This is a genomic window from Catellatospora sichuanensis (genome assembly GCF_007483665.1).
Taxonomy (GTDB): domain Bacteria; phylum Actinomycetota; class Actinomycetes; order Mycobacteriales; family Micromonosporaceae; genus Catellatospora; species Catellatospora sichuanensis.
In genome coordinates this window covers 172,895-189,953 of the sequence record NZ_VIQO01000013.1, presented here as the reverse complement: position 1 = coordinate 189,953, position 17,059 = coordinate 172,895, and the positions used below count along the sequence as shown (strand labels likewise).

At 71.2% G+C, this 17,059-nt stretch carries 13 protein-coding genes and 1 tRNA gene; 10 read left to right on the top strand and 4 right to left on the bottom strand.

What is annotated here, in order from left to right; genetic code table 11:
* The first annotated feature begins 40 nt into the window (after positions 1-40).
* Complete coding sequence (locus FLL47_RS25840; RefSeq protein ID WP_144123160.1) at positions 41-763, top strand: PP2C family protein-serine/threonine phosphatase; 723 nt, start codon at positions 41-43, stop codon at positions 761-763.
* 71 nt (positions 764-834) lie between these two features.
* On the opposite strand, the gene FLL47_RS25835 is transcribed toward FLL47_RS25840, so the two are convergent.
* Positions 835-909 (bottom strand) — tRNA-Lys (locus FLL47_RS25835).
* A 505-nt stretch (positions 910-1,414) separates the two neighbouring features.
* On the opposite strand from FLL47_RS25835, the gene FLL47_RS25830 reads away from it, so the two are divergent.
* Both FLL47_RS25830 and FLL47_RS25825 read left to right on the top strand, forming a co-directional pair.
* Positions 1,415-2,518 (top strand): glycosyltransferase, encoded by a 1,104-nt coding sequence (locus FLL47_RS25830; protein WP_144123159.1) that lies wholly within the window; start codon positions 1,415-1,417, stop codon positions 2,516-2,518.
* Positions 2,519-3,016: 498 nt separating this feature from the next.
* Entirely contained in the window at positions 3,017-4,873 is a 1,857-nt protein-coding gene (locus FLL47_RS25825; RefSeq protein WP_144123158.1) for a glycoside hydrolase family 6 protein, read from the top strand.
* A gap of 531 nt (positions 4,874-5,404) precedes the next feature.
* On the opposite strand, the gene FLL47_RS25820 is transcribed toward FLL47_RS25825, so the two are convergent.
* Positions 5,405-7,525 carry a S9 family peptidase gene (locus tag FLL47_RS25820; protein ID WP_144123157.1) on the bottom strand — a complete coding sequence of 707 codons (2,121 nt, stop codon included), beginning with the start codon at positions 7,523-7,525 and terminating at the stop codon, positions 5,405-5,407.
* A 193-nt stretch (positions 7,526-7,718) separates the two neighbouring features.
* On the opposite strand from FLL47_RS25820, the gene FLL47_RS25815 reads away from it, so the two are divergent.
* The 7 genes from FLL47_RS25815 to ccsB all read left to right on the top strand — a co-directional run bounded on the left by FLL47_RS25815 (position 7,719) and on the right by ccsB (position 14,942).
* The gene (locus FLL47_RS25815; protein ID WP_144123156.1) at positions 7,719-8,915 is read left to right on the top strand and encodes an FAD-binding oxidoreductase; all 1,197 of its coding nucleotides are present in this window, start codon (positions 7,719-7,721) and stop codon (positions 8,913-8,915) included.
* Positions 8,916-8,925: 10 nt separating this feature from the next.
* On the top strand, positions 8,926-10,251 hold the full coding sequence (hemL, locus tag FLL47_RS25810; RefSeq protein WP_144123155.1) for a glutamate-1-semialdehyde 2,1-aminomutase: 1,326 nt from the start codon (positions 8,926-8,928) through the stop codon (positions 10,249-10,251).
* Positions 10,252-10,319: 68 nt separating this feature from the next.
* Positions 10,320-10,949, top strand: coding sequence for a histidine phosphatase family protein (locus FLL47_RS25805; protein ID WP_144123154.1), 630 nt, complete (start codon positions 10,320-10,322; stop codon positions 10,947-10,949).
* An 8-nt stretch (positions 10,950-10,957) separates the two neighbouring features.
* On the top strand, positions 10,958-11,524 hold the full coding sequence (locus FLL47_RS25800) for a TlpA family protein disulfide reductase (protein WP_246158592.1): 567 nt from the start codon (positions 10,958-10,960) through the stop codon (positions 11,522-11,524).
* 31 nt (positions 11,525-11,555) lie between these two features.
* A complete protein-coding gene (locus FLL47_RS25795) occupies positions 11,556-12,335 on the top strand; it encodes a cytochrome c biogenesis CcdA family protein (RefSeq protein WP_144123153.1) in 780 nt (259 codons plus the stop codon).
* A gap of 55 nt (positions 12,336-12,390) precedes the next feature.
* A complete protein-coding gene (gene resB, locus FLL47_RS25790; protein ID WP_144123152.1) occupies positions 12,391-13,947 on the top strand; it encodes a cytochrome c biogenesis protein ResB in 1,557 nt (518 codons plus the stop codon).
* Positions 13,947-14,942 carry a c-type cytochrome biogenesis protein CcsB gene (gene ccsB, locus FLL47_RS25785; protein ID WP_144123151.1) on the top strand — a complete coding sequence of 332 codons (996 nt, stop codon included), beginning with the start codon at positions 13,947-13,949 and terminating at the stop codon, positions 14,940-14,942. Before resB ends, ccsB begins: the two co-directional genes overlap by 1 nt.
* Positions 14,943-15,165: 223 nt before the next feature.
* On the opposite strand, the gene FLL47_RS25780 is transcribed toward ccsB, so the two are convergent.
* Positions 15,166-15,768: a GNAT family N-acetyltransferase gene (locus FLL47_RS25780; protein ID WP_144123150.1), complete on the bottom strand. Its 603-nt coding sequence runs from the start codon at positions 15,766-15,768 to the stop codon at positions 15,166-15,168.
* 368 nt (positions 15,769-16,136) lie between these two features.
* A complete protein-coding gene (locus FLL47_RS25775) occupies positions 16,137-16,955 on the bottom strand; it encodes a hypothetical protein (RefSeq protein WP_246158589.1) in 819 nt (272 codons plus the stop codon).
* Positions 16,956-17,059 lie beyond the last annotated feature (104 nt).

Genomic DNA, 17,059 nt, shown 5'->3' with positions numbered 1-17,059 from the left:
CTTAAAGACAAACCGCGTCTCAGTAGGCAGGCTATGCACCATGACCCTGAGCCTGCACGCCGTCGCCCGCACCGATGCCGGACTCGTCCGTGAGAACAACGAGGACTCGGCATTCGCGGGCAGGCGTTTCGTGGCGGTGGCCGACGGCGTCGGCGGCTCCCCGTCGGGCGAGGTGGCCAGCCGGATCGTCATCGAGACCCTGTCGCCGCTGGAGCAGGACGGCACCAGGCACGGGGCGGACGTACTGCTGGCGGAGCTCGCGGTGGCCAACCGCCGGATCCGTGCGGCCATCGAGGCCGAACCCGCGATCGACGGGATGGGCACGACGCTGACCGCCGTGCTGCTCGGCCCCGACAACGCGACGCTGCTGCACGTCGGCGACTCCCGGGCCTACCTGGTGCGCGGCGGCAGGCTGCGCCAGCTGACCGTGGACGACACGCTGGTCCAGGCGATGGTCGAGCGCGGCCTGCTCGCCCCGGAGGAGGTGCGGCACCACCCGCACCGCTCGATCATCACGCAGGCGGTGCAGGGTCGCGAGTTCACCCCGACCGTCACGACGCTGACCCTGGAGATCGGGGACCGGCTGCTGTTGTGCAGCGACGGCCTGTCCGACATCGTCACCGACGAGGCGCTGGCCGAGGTGCTGGGCGGGTACACCGACGCGGAGGCCATCGCCGAGCGCCTGATCAAGCTGGCGCTCGCGGCGGGCGCACCCGACAACGTGACCGTGGTCGTCGCCGACGTGACGGCGTACGCCTTCTGACGTCCGCCCGGCACCGGGCGAAGATCAAAAGGCCCTCTCCGGTGCTCCGGGAGGGCCTTTGACGTGGGCGTTGGTGGGCCGCCAGGGACTCGAACCCTGAACCTACGGATTAAAAGTCCGCAGCTCTGCCATTGAGCTAGCAGCCCTCGACCGCTCAGGCTACCGGATCGTCCGCTTCGGGTCGTGGGGTATAGGTCCCGACTCGGCGTAGCGCGGCCGGGACACGGACGTGCCCGACGTCGACCGGCGGGGTCGGCCTTCTCCTGCCGGCTTCGCGGATTCCATAATCAACTTAGTCACTATTCATCGGGTAGACTGTCATTCACGCCGGTGGCGCACGTCCCGTTCGAGACGGCAGGCGAACCGGTCCCGGCAGGGGCAAGGACAGGTCGGCCGGCGAGACAGCCGGCCGCGTTCCGTTTCCGATCGGTGCGCCGAGCCGACACCGGATCGTCCGCCACCGAGCAGGCGGCGGAGCGGGCATGTTCCGCACCCGCTGACTGATGCATCGGAGATGCGAGCATGTCCCCCAGCAAGGCTGCCACCCGGACTCCCGCCTATCAGGGACCCGCCGCCCCCGATCGCCGCTTGGCCAGCTTGTTCGCACCGCGTTCGACGAGGATAGCCGCGTCGACCGTCACCCGGGTCTGCATGATCGGCGCCTACCGCCCGGACCAGCCGGGTGTGTCCACGTACACCGACACGCTGCGCGCGGCGCTGTGCGCCGAGAGTCCAGACCTGACGGTGGACGTCCTGCGTACCGGGGACGGCGCCGAGCCCGACGACCGCGCCGAGGTCGTGCACCGCGTGTCCGGCGCGGCGGAGGCCGCACGGACGGCGGCCGTGGTCATGAACGGCTACGACGCGGCGATCATCCACTTCGCCCGGGACGCCTACGGGGGCGACGAGGGCGGCCAGGTGCTCGACGTCCTGCAGTGGGTCACCGTGCCGGTGATCGTGGTCATGCACGACGTGCATCTGGAGCCGAACCCGCAGCAGCGCTTCATCGTGGAGATGCTCACCTCCTCGGCCGACGCGGTCGTGGCCCTGTCGGAGACGGGCCGGCGCGTCCTGCTGGACGACTACCGGGTGGAGCCGCGAAAGCTGATGGTGATCCGCCACGGCACCGCCGCCGCAGCGCAACCGGCTGTCCCGGCGGCGCGATCCACGATCCTGACCTGGGGCCGCCTCGGTCCGAAGACCGGGATCGAGCTCGGTATGGCGGCGCTGGCGCTGATGAACGAGGTGCGCCCCCGATATGTCGTGGCCGGCCCGCTGGACCCGGCGCTGAGCCCGGCCGACGGCGCCGCGTACCGGCTGTCGCTGACCCGGCTGGCCTCGAAACTCGGTGTGGCCGACCGGGTCGAGTTCGCGATCGGCCACCTCGCGGGTGAGCCGCTGCGCGCGTTGGTCGAGTCCGCGGACGTGATCCTGCTGCCGCGCGACCACGAAGACCGTGCCGCGTCGGCGGTGCTCGCCGAGAGCATCGCGGCGCGGCGACCGGTAGTCGCCACGGCCTTCCCGCACGCGCTGGAGATGCTGGGCGACGGGCGCGCGGGCCGGGTGGTGCCGCATGCCGATCCGTCGGCGATGGCGGAGGCGGTGAGCCGCATCCTGACCGAGCCGGAGCTGCGCGACGCGATGGTGGCGCACAACGCGGCGACGGGCCTGGCCACGACGTGGCCCTTGATCGCAGGACAGTACAGCCAGCTGATCGGCGCGATGCTCCGCCGGCCGGCGGCGTCGCGCAGGTAGGGGTCGACCGGGCTGCTGGTCCGCGCCGGAGAAATGTCCCGGCGCCGGGCCCGCGGCGGTCGGCACGCCGTGGCTCCGGTGCGGTCCCGACAGGGTTCGCCGGATGCTCAGCCGGGCTGATGTTGGGAGCGCTTCCAATCAGGATCGTAGACGTCGGCGACGGTTCTGGAAAGCCCTGCGCCCGTTGATATCGCGGGAACACCGAGCGTGACCGCCGTTTGCCAGGCAAATCGACATCGGGTGTTGTGTGCACGTTACGACTGTGCAAACATGGGGCCCGTTCGCATATGGGAGCGTGCCCACGCGATCTTGCCGCCGAGGGCACCCGGGTCACCGGGACGGCGGAGGTACCACCGGAGCGATCCGGTCGATCATGTCGCGCCCGCCGGGCCGGGCGTACGTACCACCTGCGACCCTCTGCGCGGCCATCCCCTCCGGCCGTGGCCGCGGGTCGACACCGTGCCCTGACCGGGCACGGTCACCGCCCAAGGAGATGGTATGAAATTCCCGATCCGGCTGTCCGGACGGCGCAAGCTCGTTGCGCTGACCGGCGCGAGCACCCTCGTGGTCGCCGGCCTCATCACGATTCCCGCGACCATGGCGCACGCCGCTCCCGGCTGCGACATCACGTACACCACGAACGACTGGACCGAGGGCGCCGGCACCGGCGGCTTCACCGGCACCGTGGTCGTCAAGAACACCGGTGACGCGATCACCAGTTGGACCCTGAAGTTCGCCTTCCCGGGCGGGCAGACGTTCACCCAGGGCTGGTCGGCGAACTGGACCGCTTCGGGCGCCAACGTCACCGCGACCAACCTGCCCTGGAACGGCGCCCTCGGCACCGGCGCGTCGACCAGCCTCGGCTTCAACGGCCGGTGGACCGGCAGCAACCCGAAGCCGACCGCGTTCACCCTGAACAACGTCGCGTGCACCGTCGGCGGGGTCACCCCGACCGCGAGCCCCAGCACCCCGGCCAGCCCGAGCGCGTCGCCGAGCACCCCGGCCAGCCCGAGCGCCAGCCCGAGTGCGCCGGCCAGCCCGAGCGCGTCGCCGAGTGCGCCGGCGAGCCCGAGCTCCAGCCCGACCGTGCCCGGTGTGAAGGTCGACAACCCGTACTCGGGGGCTCGCGGCTACGTGAACCCGGAGTGGAAGGCGAAGGCGGAGTCGGTGTCCGGCGGCAGCCGGGTGTCGAACACGTCGACCGCCGTGTGGCTGGACCGGATCGCGGCGATCGCGGGCACGTCGGGCAGCAGCTCGAACGGCTCGATGGGCCTGGCCGACCACCTGGACGCGGCACTGGCGCAGTACAACGCCGGCAGCGGCCCGCTGACCGTCCAGTTCGTGATCTACAACCTGCCCGGCCGTGACTGCGCCGCCCTCGCCAGCAACGGCGAGCTGGGCGTGGACGAGCTGCCGCGGTACAAGTCGGAGTACATCGACCCGATCGCGGCGATCATGGGTCAGTCGAAGTACGCGGCGCTGCGCATCGTGGCGATCATCGAGATCGACTCGCTGCCGAACCTGGTGACGAACCTGAACATCGCCAAGTGCCAGACCATGAACAACAACGGCGGCTACGTCAAGGGCATCGGGTACGCGCTGAACAAGCTGGGCGCGATCTCGAACGTCTACAACTACATCGACGCCGCGCACCACGGCTGGATCGGCTGGGACACCAACTTCGGCCCGTCCGCGCTGAAGTTCAAGGAGGCGGCGACCGCCGAGGGCAGCACCGTGGACAAGGTGCACGGCTTCATCGCGAACACCGCCAACTACTCGACCCTGGTGGAGCCGTACTTCACCATCGGCACCTCGGTGAACGGCACCTCGATCCGGCAGAGCAAGTGGGTGGACTGGAACCAGTACGTCGACGAGCAGTCGTTCGCGCAGGCTTTCCGGACCCGGCTGGTGTCCGAGGGCTTCCCCTCGAACATCGGCATGCTGATCGACACGTCCCGCAACGGCTGGGGCGGTTCGGCGCGGCCGACGGCGGCGAGCACCTCGACCGTGGTCGACACGTTCGTCAACCAGTCGCGTATCGACCGCCGCATCCACGCCGGCAACTGGTGCAACCAGTCCGGCGCGGGCATGGGCGAGCGTCCCCGGGCCAACCCGGCGACCGGCATCGACGCCTACGTGTGGGTGAAGCCCCCGGGCGAGTCCGACGGTTCGTCGTCGCTCATCCCGAACAACGAGGGCAAGGGCTTCGACCGGATGTGCGACCCGACCTACACGGGTAACGGCCTCAACGGCAACAACCTGACCGGTGCCCTGGCCAACGCCCCGATCTCGGGCGCGTGGTTCTCGGCCCAGTTCGCCGAGCTGATGGCCAACGCCTACCCGCCGCTCTCCTGATCGGCGACCGATCGATCCGGTGATCCGCCGTTCCGGCGATTCGCCGAAGGGGCGTCCTTCGCGACGATGTCGCGGGGGACGCCCCTTTTCTCCCCCGCGAAACACCGCCGTCTATGGCCCGGGTTACGGTTAAGTCGACGGCCGTCGATGTCTGCGGCATGCGTGAGGGTAAGTGTCCCCATATATCGCTGCCGTGGCCGAACCAGACACATTGGTCGGTATGTCAAAGTTCATTGTAAACATGTTTTCATAGGACAAAAGGGCAAGCTGAATGCGCACGCCCCTGCCGTCCATCCAGGATCGATGGGCCTTCGTTGTGGTTGGGCCGACGGCAACGACACGGCTGAGGAAAGCCTGCACCGTCCGATGGCGACAGGGTGCACGGGAGGGTACATGGCCGCGTCACGCTCGATCGAAATCGGATGAACAATCAACAACTGTCTAATATGCCCATCACATCGCAAATGGTGTGAAACGGAAACGGCGGCGCTGCGCCGGAGCGCAACGCCGCCGCTGCCGGGCGGACGCCGGTCAGCTCGCCAGGCCGACCCGGTCCAGGATCCAGGCCGCGACGAACGCCTCTTCCTTCCAGGCGTCGTAGCGTCCCGAGGGGCCGCCATGGCCGGCGCCCATCTCGGTTTTGAGCAGGTATTCGCCACGCGGGGCGGTGTGCCGCAGCGCCGCGACCCACTTGGCCGGCTCGCTGTACCGCACGCGCGTGTCGTTCAGGCTGGTCACCGCGAGGATCGCCGGGTAGTCCAGGTCGGCGACGTTCTCGTACGGCGAGTAGGCCTTCATGTACGCGTACACCTCCGGGGACTCCAGCGGGTTGCCCCACTCCTCCCACTCGGTGACGGTCAGCGGCAGCGACGGGTCGAGGATCGACGACAGCGGGTCGACGAACGGCACCTGCGCCACGATGCCCGCGAACGCCTCCGGCGCGATGTTGGCGATCGCGCCCATCAGCAGGCCGCCGGCCGAGCCGCCGCGCGCGATGATGCGGTCGGGGCTGGTCCAGCCGCTCTTGGCCAGGTGCCGGGCGCACGCGACGAAGTCGGTGAACGTGTTGCGCTTGGCCAGCAGCTTGCCGTCGTCGTACCAGTGCCGGCCCAGCTCGCCGCCGCCGCGCACGTGCGCGACCGCGAAGACCACGCCCCGGTCGAGCAGCGACAGCCGGGGGATGGAGAACCACGGGTCCATGCTCGACTCGTACGAGCCGTAGCCGTAGAGCACCAGCGGCGCCGAGCCGTCGGTCGGCGTGCCCACCTTGCAGACCAGCGAGATCGGCACGCCGGTGTTGTCGTCGGCGGTCGCCCACACCCGGTGCTGTTCGTAGCGGGCCGGGTCGAACGGCTCGCCGTCCGGGCCGGGCAGCACCGGCTTGCGCTTGCGCAGCAGCAGCTCGCCGGTGGCGACCACGTAGTCGAAGACCGAGTCCGGGGTCACCATCGAGGTGTAGGTCAGGCGCAGCTGGTCGGTCTGGTAGTCGGGGTTGCCCGACAGCCCGACCGTGTAGAGCGGCTCCGGGAAGGTGATGTCCCGCGGCTTCGAGGTCGGCTCGCCCGCGGTCGGGAACAGCCGCAGGCCGGTGAGGCCCTCGCGGCGCAGCGACACCACGTACATGTCGGCGAAGGCGTCCACGCCCTCCAGGCGTACGCCCTGGGTGTGGCCGATCAGCTCCTGCCAGTCGGCCGGGTCGGACACCGGGGCCTGGGCGAGGCTGAAGTCGGCGGCGTCGCGGTTGTGCAGGATCAGCAGGCGGTCGCCCTGCGGTTCGACCGAGTACTCCAGGCCCTGGACGCGCGGCGTGACCACGGTCGGGGCCGCGGTGGGCTGGTCGGCCGGGATCAGCCAGACCTCGCTGGTGATCTTGCTGTGAATGTCGAGCTGGATGAAACGCTGCGAGCGGGTCAGCTCGACGCCGATCCAGAAGCGCTCGTCCGCCTCCTCCAGCACCAGCGTGTCGTCGCCGGTCGAGCCGACCGCGTGCCGCCACACCCGGTGCGGGCGCCAGGCGTCGTCCACGGTCAGGTAGAACAGCTGCGAACCGTCGATCGACCAGGCGCTGCCGTAGAAGACGCCCTCGATCCGGTCGGGCAGGATCGCGCCGGTGCTCAGATCCTTGATCTGGAGCGCGAAGCGCTCCTCGCCGGTGTAGTCGGTGGAGAAGGCCAGCAGTCGCCCGTCGGGGCTCACGTCGAGCGTGCCCAGCGCGAAGAAGTCGTGCCCGGCGGCCAGTTCGTTGCCGTCGAGCAGGATCTCCTCGTCGGCCGGCGCGGTGCCGTCGGCCGGGGTCGGTGGCGCGGTCTCGCCGGCCGCGACCGGGCGGCGGCACTGGATGCCGTACTGCTTGCCGGCCTCGGTGCGCGCGTAGTACCAGTAGGCGCCCTTGCGGACCGGCACCGACAGGTCGGTCTCCTGGGTGCGGCCCTTGATCTCGCCGAACAGCGTCTCGCGCAGCCCGCTCAGGTGTGCGGTGGCACGTTCGGTCCAGGCGTTCTCGGCCTCCAGGTACGCGGTGACCGCCGGGTCGTCCTTCGTCTCCAGCCAGGCATATTCGTCGATGACGTCGTCGCCGTGATGGCTGCGCGTGCTCGCGATCCGCGGTGCGACGGGGGCCGTGGCGGGCCCGTTGGGGAGATCGGAAGTCATGGCGGTAACGCTACCGGCAGGCCGGGTGGGAAGGCAGCGGTGATTGCCGGAACCGTCGATGTTGACTAGTATCGAACAGGTGTTCGAATGAGCTTTGTGCGCTGCGTGAAGATTTCCGTCTCACGTGTCGCCAGCCCGCTCCGCGCGGGGTGAACTGTCAGTAGCGGCACCTTCAATTCGGTTGGAGCGAGGGATGACGGCACCGGTGCGTGAGGAATCCGAGCTGGACGAGTTGCGTCTGGGCTGTCCAGTGCGCCCGGCGGGCAGGCTGGACGCGGTCGACGGCGCGCTGGTGCGCTGGGTCGCCGCGCCGCGCGACGCCGCCGAAGCCGCCGCCCTGATGCGCCGTGCCCACGAGCTGGGCCTGACCGTGCTGCCCCGCGGCAACGGGTCGAAGTCCGGCTGGCTGGACCCGCCGCCGGTGATCGACCTGCTGGTCGACCTGTCCGACCTCTCCGCGCTCCGTTACGACCCCACGTCCGAGCAGCTCACGGTCGGCGCGGGGGTGGGCGTCGCGGCCGCGCAGGACGTGCTCGCCCGGTCGGGCCGCCGACTGGCGCTCGATCCGCCTTCGGCGCGCGCGACGTTCGGCGGGGTGCTGGCGGCGGCCGAGTTCGGTCCGCTCACCCACCTCTACGGGCCGCCCGCGGTGCAGGTGGTGGACGCGACCGTGGTGCTGCCCGACGGCACGGTGACCACCGTGGCCGACCGCGCCCGCCTGCTCGGGTCCAGCATCTTCGACCTGCGCTGGACGCATCCCGGCGGGCCGCACCCGGCCAGCCTGATCGTCGAGGTGACGCTGCGGACCCACCCGCTGGCGCCCGCCGCGGCCTGGGTGGTCTGCCCGGTGCTGCAGCCGCTGCAGGTCGCCACACTGCGCGACGACGTGCTGGCCGCCAACCTGGCCCCGGCCGCGATCGAGCTGGACATGCCCGGCGTGCGCCGCACCCCCCAGGCGGGCGGACGCCGTGACGCCACGGGTGTGATGGCGGTGCTGCTGGAGGGCTCCGCGGTCGGTCTGGCCGACCGCGGCCGACTGCTGGTGCGCCGCCTCGGCGGGCACGCCTACCTGACCACCCAGGCCCCCCTGTGGTGGGGCAAGTACCCGTTCCGCCCCGACGAGGTCGCGGTGCGGCTCTACGCGCCCGAGGGCGACCTGCACTCGGTCTGCTACACCCTGGTCGACGCGATCGGCTCGCCGGTTCCGGTGCGCGGCAGCATCGGCGTCGGGCAGGCGTGGGCAGCGGTGCCCGGCGACCTGCCCGCGGGGCGGCTGGTGTCGGTGCTCGAGACGTTGCGCGAGGTGCTGCTGGCGCGCAGCGGCTCCGCTGTGGTGCAGGCCGCCCCACCGCACCTGCGTGAGCTGCTCGCGCCGTACCGCGTGCCATAATTCGTACGCTGTGATCGACTTCAACGAGCCGGTGGGTTATCCGGCAGACGCACCCGCTTCCCAGGAGCTTTTCGACCGGGCGGCGGCGATCGTGCCCGGCGGTGTGAACTCGCCCGTCCGGGCGTTCCGCGCCGTCGGCGGCACCCCGCGCTTCATGGTCCGCGGCGAGGGCCCCTGGCTCTTCGACGCGGACGGCCGCCGCTACGTGGACCTCGTCTGCTCGTGGGGCCCGCTGCTGCTGGGCCACGCCCACCCCGAGGTCGTCGGCGCCATCCAGGCCGCCGCGGCGCGGGGCACCAGCTTCGGCACACCCACCCCGGGCGAGGTCGACCTCGCCGAGGAGCTGATCTCGCGTACCGCCGCCGAGCAGGTCCGGCTGGTCAACTCGGGCACCGAGGCGACCATGTCGGCGATCCGGCTGGCCCGCGGGTTCACCGGCCGCTCGAAGATCGTCAAGTTCGCCGGCTGCTACCACGGCCACGTCGACGCGCTGCTGGCCGCGGCCGGCTCCGGCGTCGCCACCCTGGCGCTGCCCGACTCGCCCGGCGTGACCGGCGCGGGCGCGTCCGAGACCATCGTGCTGAAGTACAACGACCTCGACGCGGTGGCGCAGGCGTTCGAGACGCACGGCGAGGACATCGCCGCGATCATCACCGAGGCCGCTGCGGGCAACATGGGCGTGGTCGCGCCGCTGCCCGGCTACAACGCGGGCCTGGCCGAGATCGCGCACCGGCACGGCGCGCTGCTCATCATGGACGAGGTGATGACCGGCTTCCGGGTGTCGCGCTCCGGCTGGCAGGGCCTGGACCCGGTCGACGCCGACTTGTGGACATTCGGCAAGGTCATGGGCGGCGGGCTGCCCGCCGCCGCGTTCGGCGGGCGCGCCGACGTCATGTCGAAGCTGGCCCCGGCCGGGCCCGTCTACCAAGCGGGCACCCTGTCCGGTAACCCGCTGGCCTGCGCCGCCGGTCTGGCCACCCTGCGGCTGGCCGACGACGCGCTGTACACCAAGCTCGACGCCACCGCCGCGGCCATCGGCCAGCTGGCCACGAAGGCGCTGGCCGAGGCCGGTGTCCCGCACCGGCTGGCCACCGCGGGCAGCATGTTCTCGATCTTCTTCGCCGACGCCGAGGTGCACGACTACGACGACGCCCGGCGGCAGAACACCGCCGCCTTCAGGGCGTTCTTCCACAGCATGCTTTCGCAGGGCGTCTACCTGCCGCCGAGCGCCTTCGAGTCGTGGTTCGTCTCCGGCGCGATCGGTGACGAGGCCCTCGAACACATCGCCGCAGCCCTGCCAGGCGCGGCCAGGGCGGCGGCGGCAGCAGAGTCATGATCGACCGTAGCGAGAACACCATGTCGCCGTCGGTTCCTCATCGGCGATCGCGCGGAGCGTGATCGCCGATGAGGACGATCGTCCACCTGCTCCGGCACGGAGAGGTGCAGAACCCCGCCAAGATCCTGTACGGGCGGCTGCCCGGCTTCCAGCTGAGCGGCCTGGGCCAGCAGATGGCGAAGGCGGCGGCCACGGCGCTGGCCGACCGGGACATCACCTACCTGGTGTCCAGCCCGCTGGAGCGGGCCCAGCAGACCGCGCTGCCCTTCGCCGAGCAGCTCGGGCTCGACGTGCACGTCGACCCGAACCTGATCGAGAGCGGCAACTACTTCGAGGGCATGCGGGTCGGCGTCGGCGACGGCGCGCTGCGTGATCCGCGCCACTGGTGGGTGCTGCGCAACCCGCTCACGCCCAGCTGGGGCGAGCCGTACCGGCTGATCGCGGCACGGATGATCCTGGCCCTGGACGCCGCCCGCGAGTACGCCCGCGGGCACGAGGCGGTGTGCGTGTCGCACCAGCTGCCGATCTGGACACTGCGCATGGCCATGGAGCGCAGGCGGCTGTGGCACGACCCGCGCCGACGCCAGTGCGGGCTGGCCAGCCTCACCTCGTTCGTCTTCGAAGGTGATCAGTTGGCGCAGATCACATACTCCGAGCCGGCAGCCCACCTGGGGACCGGAGCCGGGCGCGGGGCATGATGGGGCGCGTGACATCACGCCCCCAAACCCGCCGTGCCGTGCTGGCGCTCGCCGTGGCCGGGCTGGCCACGACCGTGCTGGCGGCCTGCAGCGACGACGAGAAGCCGCCCGCCGTCGGTGACGTGCTGCGCTTCCCGCCGGGCGAGCGCAAAGCGGCCCCCGAGGTCACCGGCGAGCTGCTCGACGGCGGCGCCTACGACATGGCGGGCAAGCGCGGCAGCGTGGTGGTCGTGAACTTCTGGGCCAGCTGGTGTGCGCCCTGCCGGCTGGAGGCCGCCGACCTGGAGCAGATCGCCAAGGACACCGCGGCGTCGGGCGTGGTGTTCCTCGGCATCAACAACCGGGACGACCGGGACAAGGCCAAGGCGTTCGTGGCCGCCCGCAACTCGTACCCGAGCATCTTCGACCCCGGCGGCCGGCTGTCGCTGCGTTTCGTCGACGTGCCCCCGGTGTCCACCCCTTCCACGCTGATCATCGACCGGCAGGGCCGGGTCGCCGCGGTGCTGCGCAAGGCGACCAACGCCGCCGAGCTGGGCCCGATCGTGCGTGAGATCGCCGCCGAGCAGGCCGGTTGATGACCATGCCTGCTGTGCGTGGGGACCGCTGATGGGTGAGGACTTCGCCGCCGTGGTCAACGGCGGGCCGCTGGTGCTGGCCGTCGCCGTCGCCGCGCTCGCCGGGCTGGCCAGCTTCCTGTCGCCGTGCGTGCTGCCGCTGGTGCCGGGCTACCTGTCGTACGTGACCGGCCTGGTCGGGGCCGACCTGAACGCCACCCTCGGCGACGACCGCACCGGCCTGGGCCGGGCCCGTCGCGGCCGGGTGCTGGCCGGGGTGCTGCTGTTCATCGCCGGGTTCGCCGCGGTCTTCGTGACCACCACGATCCTCATGGCGCAGATCGGCCGGCTGCTGTTCGTGTACGAGCGGGCGCTGCAGGTCGGCATCGGCGTGCTGATCGTGCTGTTCGGCCTGGCGTTCCTCGGACTGGTGCCCGGGCTGGACAACGAGCGCCGCATCCAGCGGCTGCCCCAGGCCGGGCTGTGGGGTGCGCCGGTCTTCGGCATGGTGTTCGCGCTGAGCTGGGTGCCGTGCCTGTCGCCGACCCTGTCCGCGGTCGGCGCGCTGGCCACCATGTACGGCGACACGAGCCGGGCCGTGATCCTCGCGCTGGCCTACTGCCTCGGCATCGGCATCCCGTTCATCGCCCTCGGCCTGGGCATGCGCAAGCTCACCGGCGTCGTCGGCTTCATCCGGCGCAACTCCCGCTGGGTCACCCGGTTCGGCGGCGCGCTGCTGATCATCGTCGGCCTCGCCCTGATCACGGGTGCCTGGGGTGACTTCGTGATCTGGCTGCGGGTCACCTTCGGAGCCGGGGAGATCTCCATATGAGCAGGCCGGTCACCGGCGCGTCCCGCCGTGCCACGACGTGCCACGGGACCGCCGCATGAGCGTCGCCGAGGCCGCCGTCGAGCGCCCGCCCGCGGACGGGGAGCCGCCGCGCCGGCGTACCCCCCGGATCGTCGCGGCCGCATGGGCCGCGGTGCGCAACGGCTGGCGGCAGCTCACCAGCATGCGCACCGCGCTGATGCTGCTGTTCCTGCTGGCCGTCGCGGCGATCCCCGGGTCGGTCCTGCCGCAGCGCTCGGTCAAGGTCGAGGACGTGCAGCGTTTCTACGCCGCCAACCCGCGGCTGGCACCGGTGCTGGACCGGCTGTGGGGCTTCGAGGTGTACGCCTCGCCCTGGTTCGCCGCGATCTACCTGCTGCTGTTCACCTCGCTGATCGGCTGCATCACCCCGCGCCTGCGCGACCACGCGAAGGCACTGCGCACCGCCCCGCCGGACGCGCCGAAGCGCCTGGAACGGCTCCCGCAGTCGGCCGTGCTCGACGCGGCCGTGGACGAGGCGGCGGCGCGGACCGCGCTGCGCGGCTGGCGCACCGTGCGCCGCGAGCACGCCGACGGCACCGTCACCCTGGCCGCCGAGAAGGGCTACCTCAAGGAGGCCGGCAACCTGCTGTTCCACAGCTCGCTGCTGGTCATCCTGATCGGCGTCGGGCTCGGCTCGCTGTGGGGCTGGCACGCCGGGCGGCTCATCGTCGCCGGGCCGGAGCAGGTCTTCTGCAACACCGTGCAGCAGTACGACGACTTCGGGCTCGGCCCGCGGGTCGGCGCGGGCGACCTGCCCGACTTCTGCCTGGAACTGACCGACTTCCGCGCCGAGTACCGCGCGGACGGCATGCCGATCTCGTTCGCGGCCGACGTGACCGCCACCGACTCCGCGCACGGCGACCTCGGCCGGCACACGTTCCAGGTGAACCACCCGCTGCGGCTGGACGGCGCGAACGTGTACCTGCTCGGCCACGGGTACGCCCCGGTGCTGCGCTACACCGACGCGGCCGGGGTGACCCAGGAGGCGGTGTCGCCGTTCCCGTACACCGACGCGACGCTGACCAGCCAGGGTGTGGCCGCGTTCCCGGACGCCAACGGCAGTGACAAGACGAAGCAGATGGCGTTCTCGGGTACGTACCTGCCGACCAAGGACGGGCCGCCGTACCTGCGCTCGGACCACCCCGCGGAGCGCAACCCCGCGCTCATGCTCACCGCGTACCGCGGGGACCTGGGGCTGGACGCGGGCATCCCGAGCTCGGTCTACGACCTCGACCAGCGACAGCTCGACGCCGGACGGCTGAAGAAGTACGGCGAGCCCAAGCTCATGCGGGTCGGCGAGACCTGGACCCTGGAAGACGGCAGCAAGGTCGAGTTCGTCGGCACCCGGCAGTGGATCACGGTGTCCATCCGGCACGACCCCGGCGAGCCGATCGTGCTCACCGGCGCGGTGCTGCTGCTGGTCGGCCTGCCGCTGTCGCTGTACGGCAAGCGCCGCCGGGTCTGGCTGCGGCTGCGTCCCGACGGCAGCGCCGAGGCGGGCGGCCTGCCCCGCACCGAATACCCCGGTTTCGAAGACGAGTTCCGTTCCCTGGTCGAGAGGTGGCAACGGTAGTGGCAGAACTGTCCGACGGCCTTCTGGTCGTCACCCTGCTTTCGTATCTGGCCGCGATGCTGCTGCACGCGGGCGAGTACGCGTTCGGCGCCCGCGGGCGCATCGCGAACGCGGCTGCCGCCGTCCCGGCTCGGGAACTGGTCGGTGCCGGTGCGCCGGTCGTCACCGAGGCGCCGCACGCCTACGCGGCCCCGGCCGTCACCGAGCCCGGCGACGGGGCCTCGGGCGGCACGCGGTCGCTGGCCGCCTGGCTCGGGCCCGCCGCGGTCGGCGCGACGATCCTCGGCGCGGTCGCGCACGTGATCACCGTGGTGACCCGCGGTATCGCCGCGGAGCGGCTGCCGTTCGGCAACATGTACGAGTTCGTGCTGTCGATCACGGCTCTGGGCAGCGTCATCTGGCTGGGCACGCTGTTCTTCCAGCGGCAGGTGCGCCACCTCGGCCTGTTCGTGATGCTGTTCGAGGTGCTGCTCGTCGGCGTGGCCGGCATGGTCCTCTACACGCCGGTCGGCCCGCTGGTCCCGGCGCTGGACTCGTACTGGTTCGGCATCCACATCGGCGCGGTCATCACGTCGTCCAGCCTGTTCATGGTCGCCGGCGCGGCCTCGATCATGTACCTGGTCCGGACCGGCTACGACAACGGCAAGCGCGGCTTCCTGTACGCCTTCGGCGGCCGCCTGGCCAATGCCGAGGCCGTCGAGCGGCTCTCCTTCCGCCTGCACGCCTTCGCATTCCCGATCTGGACCTTCGGCGTCACCGCGGGCGCGATCTGGGCCGAGGTCGCCTGGGGCCGGTACTGGGGCTGGGACCCGAAGGAGGTCTGGGCCTTCATCTCCTGGGTCGTCTACGCCGGTTACCTGCACGCCCGCGCGACTCCGAGCATCAAGCGCTCCACCGCGGCCTGGATCGCCGTCATCGGCTTCCTGACGATGATGATGAACCTCTTCGGCGTCAACATCTTCTTCACCGGCCTCCACTCCTACGGCGGCGTGTAGCCCGGGGTTGGCCGAAGGAAGGGCACCTTCTTAACGCTCCGCGTTAAAGAAGGTGCCCTTCTTAACGTTCCTACTGCGTTGAGCTGGGATTTCAGGGGCGGCTTGGGCCGGTGGCGAGGGGTTGCCGCGGCGGGTGCGGGCTTGATCGCCGTCGCGTGTCAGAACGTGGGGTCGGACCGCAGGTTCTGACCCGAAACAGCGATCATCGTTGCGGCGGCGGCGTTCACCAGAGGCGGTCGACGGGGCCGGAGTGGAGCGCGATGCGGGTGCCCGTGAACGAGTCCGCGTGGCGCCGGGCTGCCGGAGAGAAGAAGGCCGCCATGGTGACCTTGTCGAACAGGTCGCTGGGAAAGGGATCGTCGGGGGTGCCGCCCACGAGCACCGCGCCCGCCACCGGCTGCCAGCCGGCGCTCTCGTAGAAGCCCTGCAGCTCCCGGTCGCAGGTGAAGATGCCCAGGTCTGCGCCGCTGCGGCGGATCTCCTCGCGGGCGTAGGCCACGAGGTGCCGTCCGAAACCCCGGCCCCGGTGAGTCACACCCGTGACCACCCGGCTGAGGCCCCGGGCCCGATAGCTCCGGCCGTGATGCCAGATGTCCTTGGACAGCAGGTCAAGGCTCGCGATGACCGTGCCGCCGTCGACCAGCAGCATCGTCACGGGGTCGAGCGCGGGATCATGCCAGTCGCCGTCGCCGTCGCTGTGGCTGTCGCTGTCGCTGTCGTTGGCGCGGTCGTCCACCGACGGTGGCCAGGCTTGCGCCTGCTGCGCGAGTGCCTGTGCGCGCAGTTCGGGGGGAGTCTCCCGCTCCCGAAAGGTGACGATCCGCATGGAGCCGAAGGTTAGCCGCCTATCCCCGTTCAGCCTGGATCCGGACCCGGCTCCACCGCCCAGCGACCCGGCATGAGCAGGTCAGGCGACCTGCCTCCAGGGCCCCCCAACGGCGCGGTACCCCGAGCCGCCCGCCCAAGGATTCGTCCGCCCGAGCCACGACCACTTGCCGCTGCAGTTTCGGGGAAACTGCAGCGATCGGGGCTCTGATTACCGCACTTTCCCCGAAACTGCAGCGTTCCAACCCAGCGCCAGCAGGCGTCCGTCCGCGCAGGGCCGGCACCTCCCGCCGGGGGCGGCGTTCGCGCGGGTCAGGGCGGTGCAAGGTCAAGGCGGTGCAAGGTTGAGAAGGTGCCCTTCGTCCAAGGTCAGCAGGTGGTGGTGGTCCAGGAGGTATAGGGCTGCCGCCAGTCGAGGCAGTACGTGGCGAAGTCGGCGCCGGGAGCGGTGGGCACGTCGGCGTTCCAGGGGCGCAGGGGGGCGTCGGGGGCGGACTTGAGCTGGACGTTGTCGATCGCGAGCCGGGGGATGACGATCGTGCCGGGGGCGGCGGCGGGGTCGGCGTGGACCTCGACGTACTGCTCGATCTCGGCCTGGCCGGTGAGCGGCAGCGGCCGGCTGGTGAGCAGGTTCCACCGGTCGCCCCACCACAGCCACGCCTGCCATGACGGCTGGGTGCCGGTGGCCTCGGTCTGCAGGTGCAGCCAGAGCCGGTCGCCGGGGGCCACCGCGTACTGGTCGTAGAAGGCCCAGGCGCGGGTCGCCGTGTCGTAGGTGTAGACCCGCTGGCGGGCGTTGCCGGACCAGCCGGTCTCGGTCCAGCCGACCTCGAGCCAGGACTGCTCGCTACCGTGGCCCGCCTTGGCCATGAACCGGGCGGCGACGAAGTCGTACGTGCCCTGCCGCACCCCGGCGTCGCCGACCTCGATCCGGCCGAGCACCCCGGACCAGCGGCCCCGCGTCGTCGCGCCCAGGTGGTGGTAGCCGGGGCTGGGCACGGCGTGGGCGACCGGCTGCACGACGGTGGCGTACGAGCGGCACGCGTTCGGCGCGGTCAGGCTGGGCGGCCCGGTGGGTGCGGTGGTCGAGGCGGGACGGCCGGTGGGGCACTCGGGCATGGCGTCGGCGGCCGTCCCGGGGGTGCATCCGGCAGCGAGGGCCAACAGTGCCGTCGCCAGCAGTGCCATCCCAGGGACGCGGGTGGGGCGGGGGTTCACATCCGGGTCAACCGGTCGAACCGGGCGCGGGTGACGATGGCGTACGCCGCAGCGCGTCGCCCCTCCCCGGCGGA

What these genes read in the sequence shown, in the direction of transcription:
- FLL47_RS25840 (WP_144123160.1), top strand. Translation starts at nt 41, where the DNA reads ATGACCCTGAGCCTGCACGCCGTCGCCCGCACCGATGCCGGACTCGTC.
- FLL47_RS25830 (WP_144123159.1), top strand. Translation starts at nt 1,415, where the DNA reads ATGATCGGCGCCTACCGCCCGGACCAGCCGGGTGTGTCCACGTACACC.
- FLL47_RS25825 (WP_144123158.1), top strand. Translation starts at nt 3,017, where the DNA reads ATGAAATTCCCGATCCGGCTGTCCGGACGGCGCAAGCTCGTTGCGCTG.
- FLL47_RS25820 (WP_144123157.1), bottom strand. Translation starts at nt 7,525, where the DNA reads ATGACTTCCGATCTCCCCAACGGGCCCGCCACGGCCCCCGTCGCACCG.
- FLL47_RS25815 (WP_144123156.1), top strand. Translation starts at nt 7,719, where the DNA reads ATGACGGCACCGGTGCGTGAGGAATCCGAGCTGGACGAGTTGCGTCTG.
- FLL47_RS25805 (WP_144123154.1), top strand. Translation starts at nt 10,320, where the DNA reads ATGAGGACGATCGTCCACCTGCTCCGGCACGGAGAGGTGCAGAACCCC.
- FLL47_RS25795 (WP_144123153.1), top strand. Translation starts at nt 11,556, where the DNA reads ATGGGTGAGGACTTCGCCGCCGTGGTCAACGGCGGGCCGCTGGTGCTG.
- resB (WP_144123152.1), top strand. Translation starts at nt 12,391, where the DNA reads ATGAGCGTCGCCGAGGCCGCCGTCGAGCGCCCGCCCGCGGACGGGGAG.
- FLL47_RS25780 (WP_144123150.1), bottom strand. Translation starts at nt 15,768, where the DNA reads ATGCGGATCGTCACCTTTCGGGAGCGGGAGACTCCCCCCGAACTGCGC.
- FLL47_RS25775 (WP_246158589.1), bottom strand. Translation starts at nt 16,955, where the DNA reads ATGGCACTGCTGGCGACGGCACTGTTGGCCCTCGCTGCCGGATGCACC.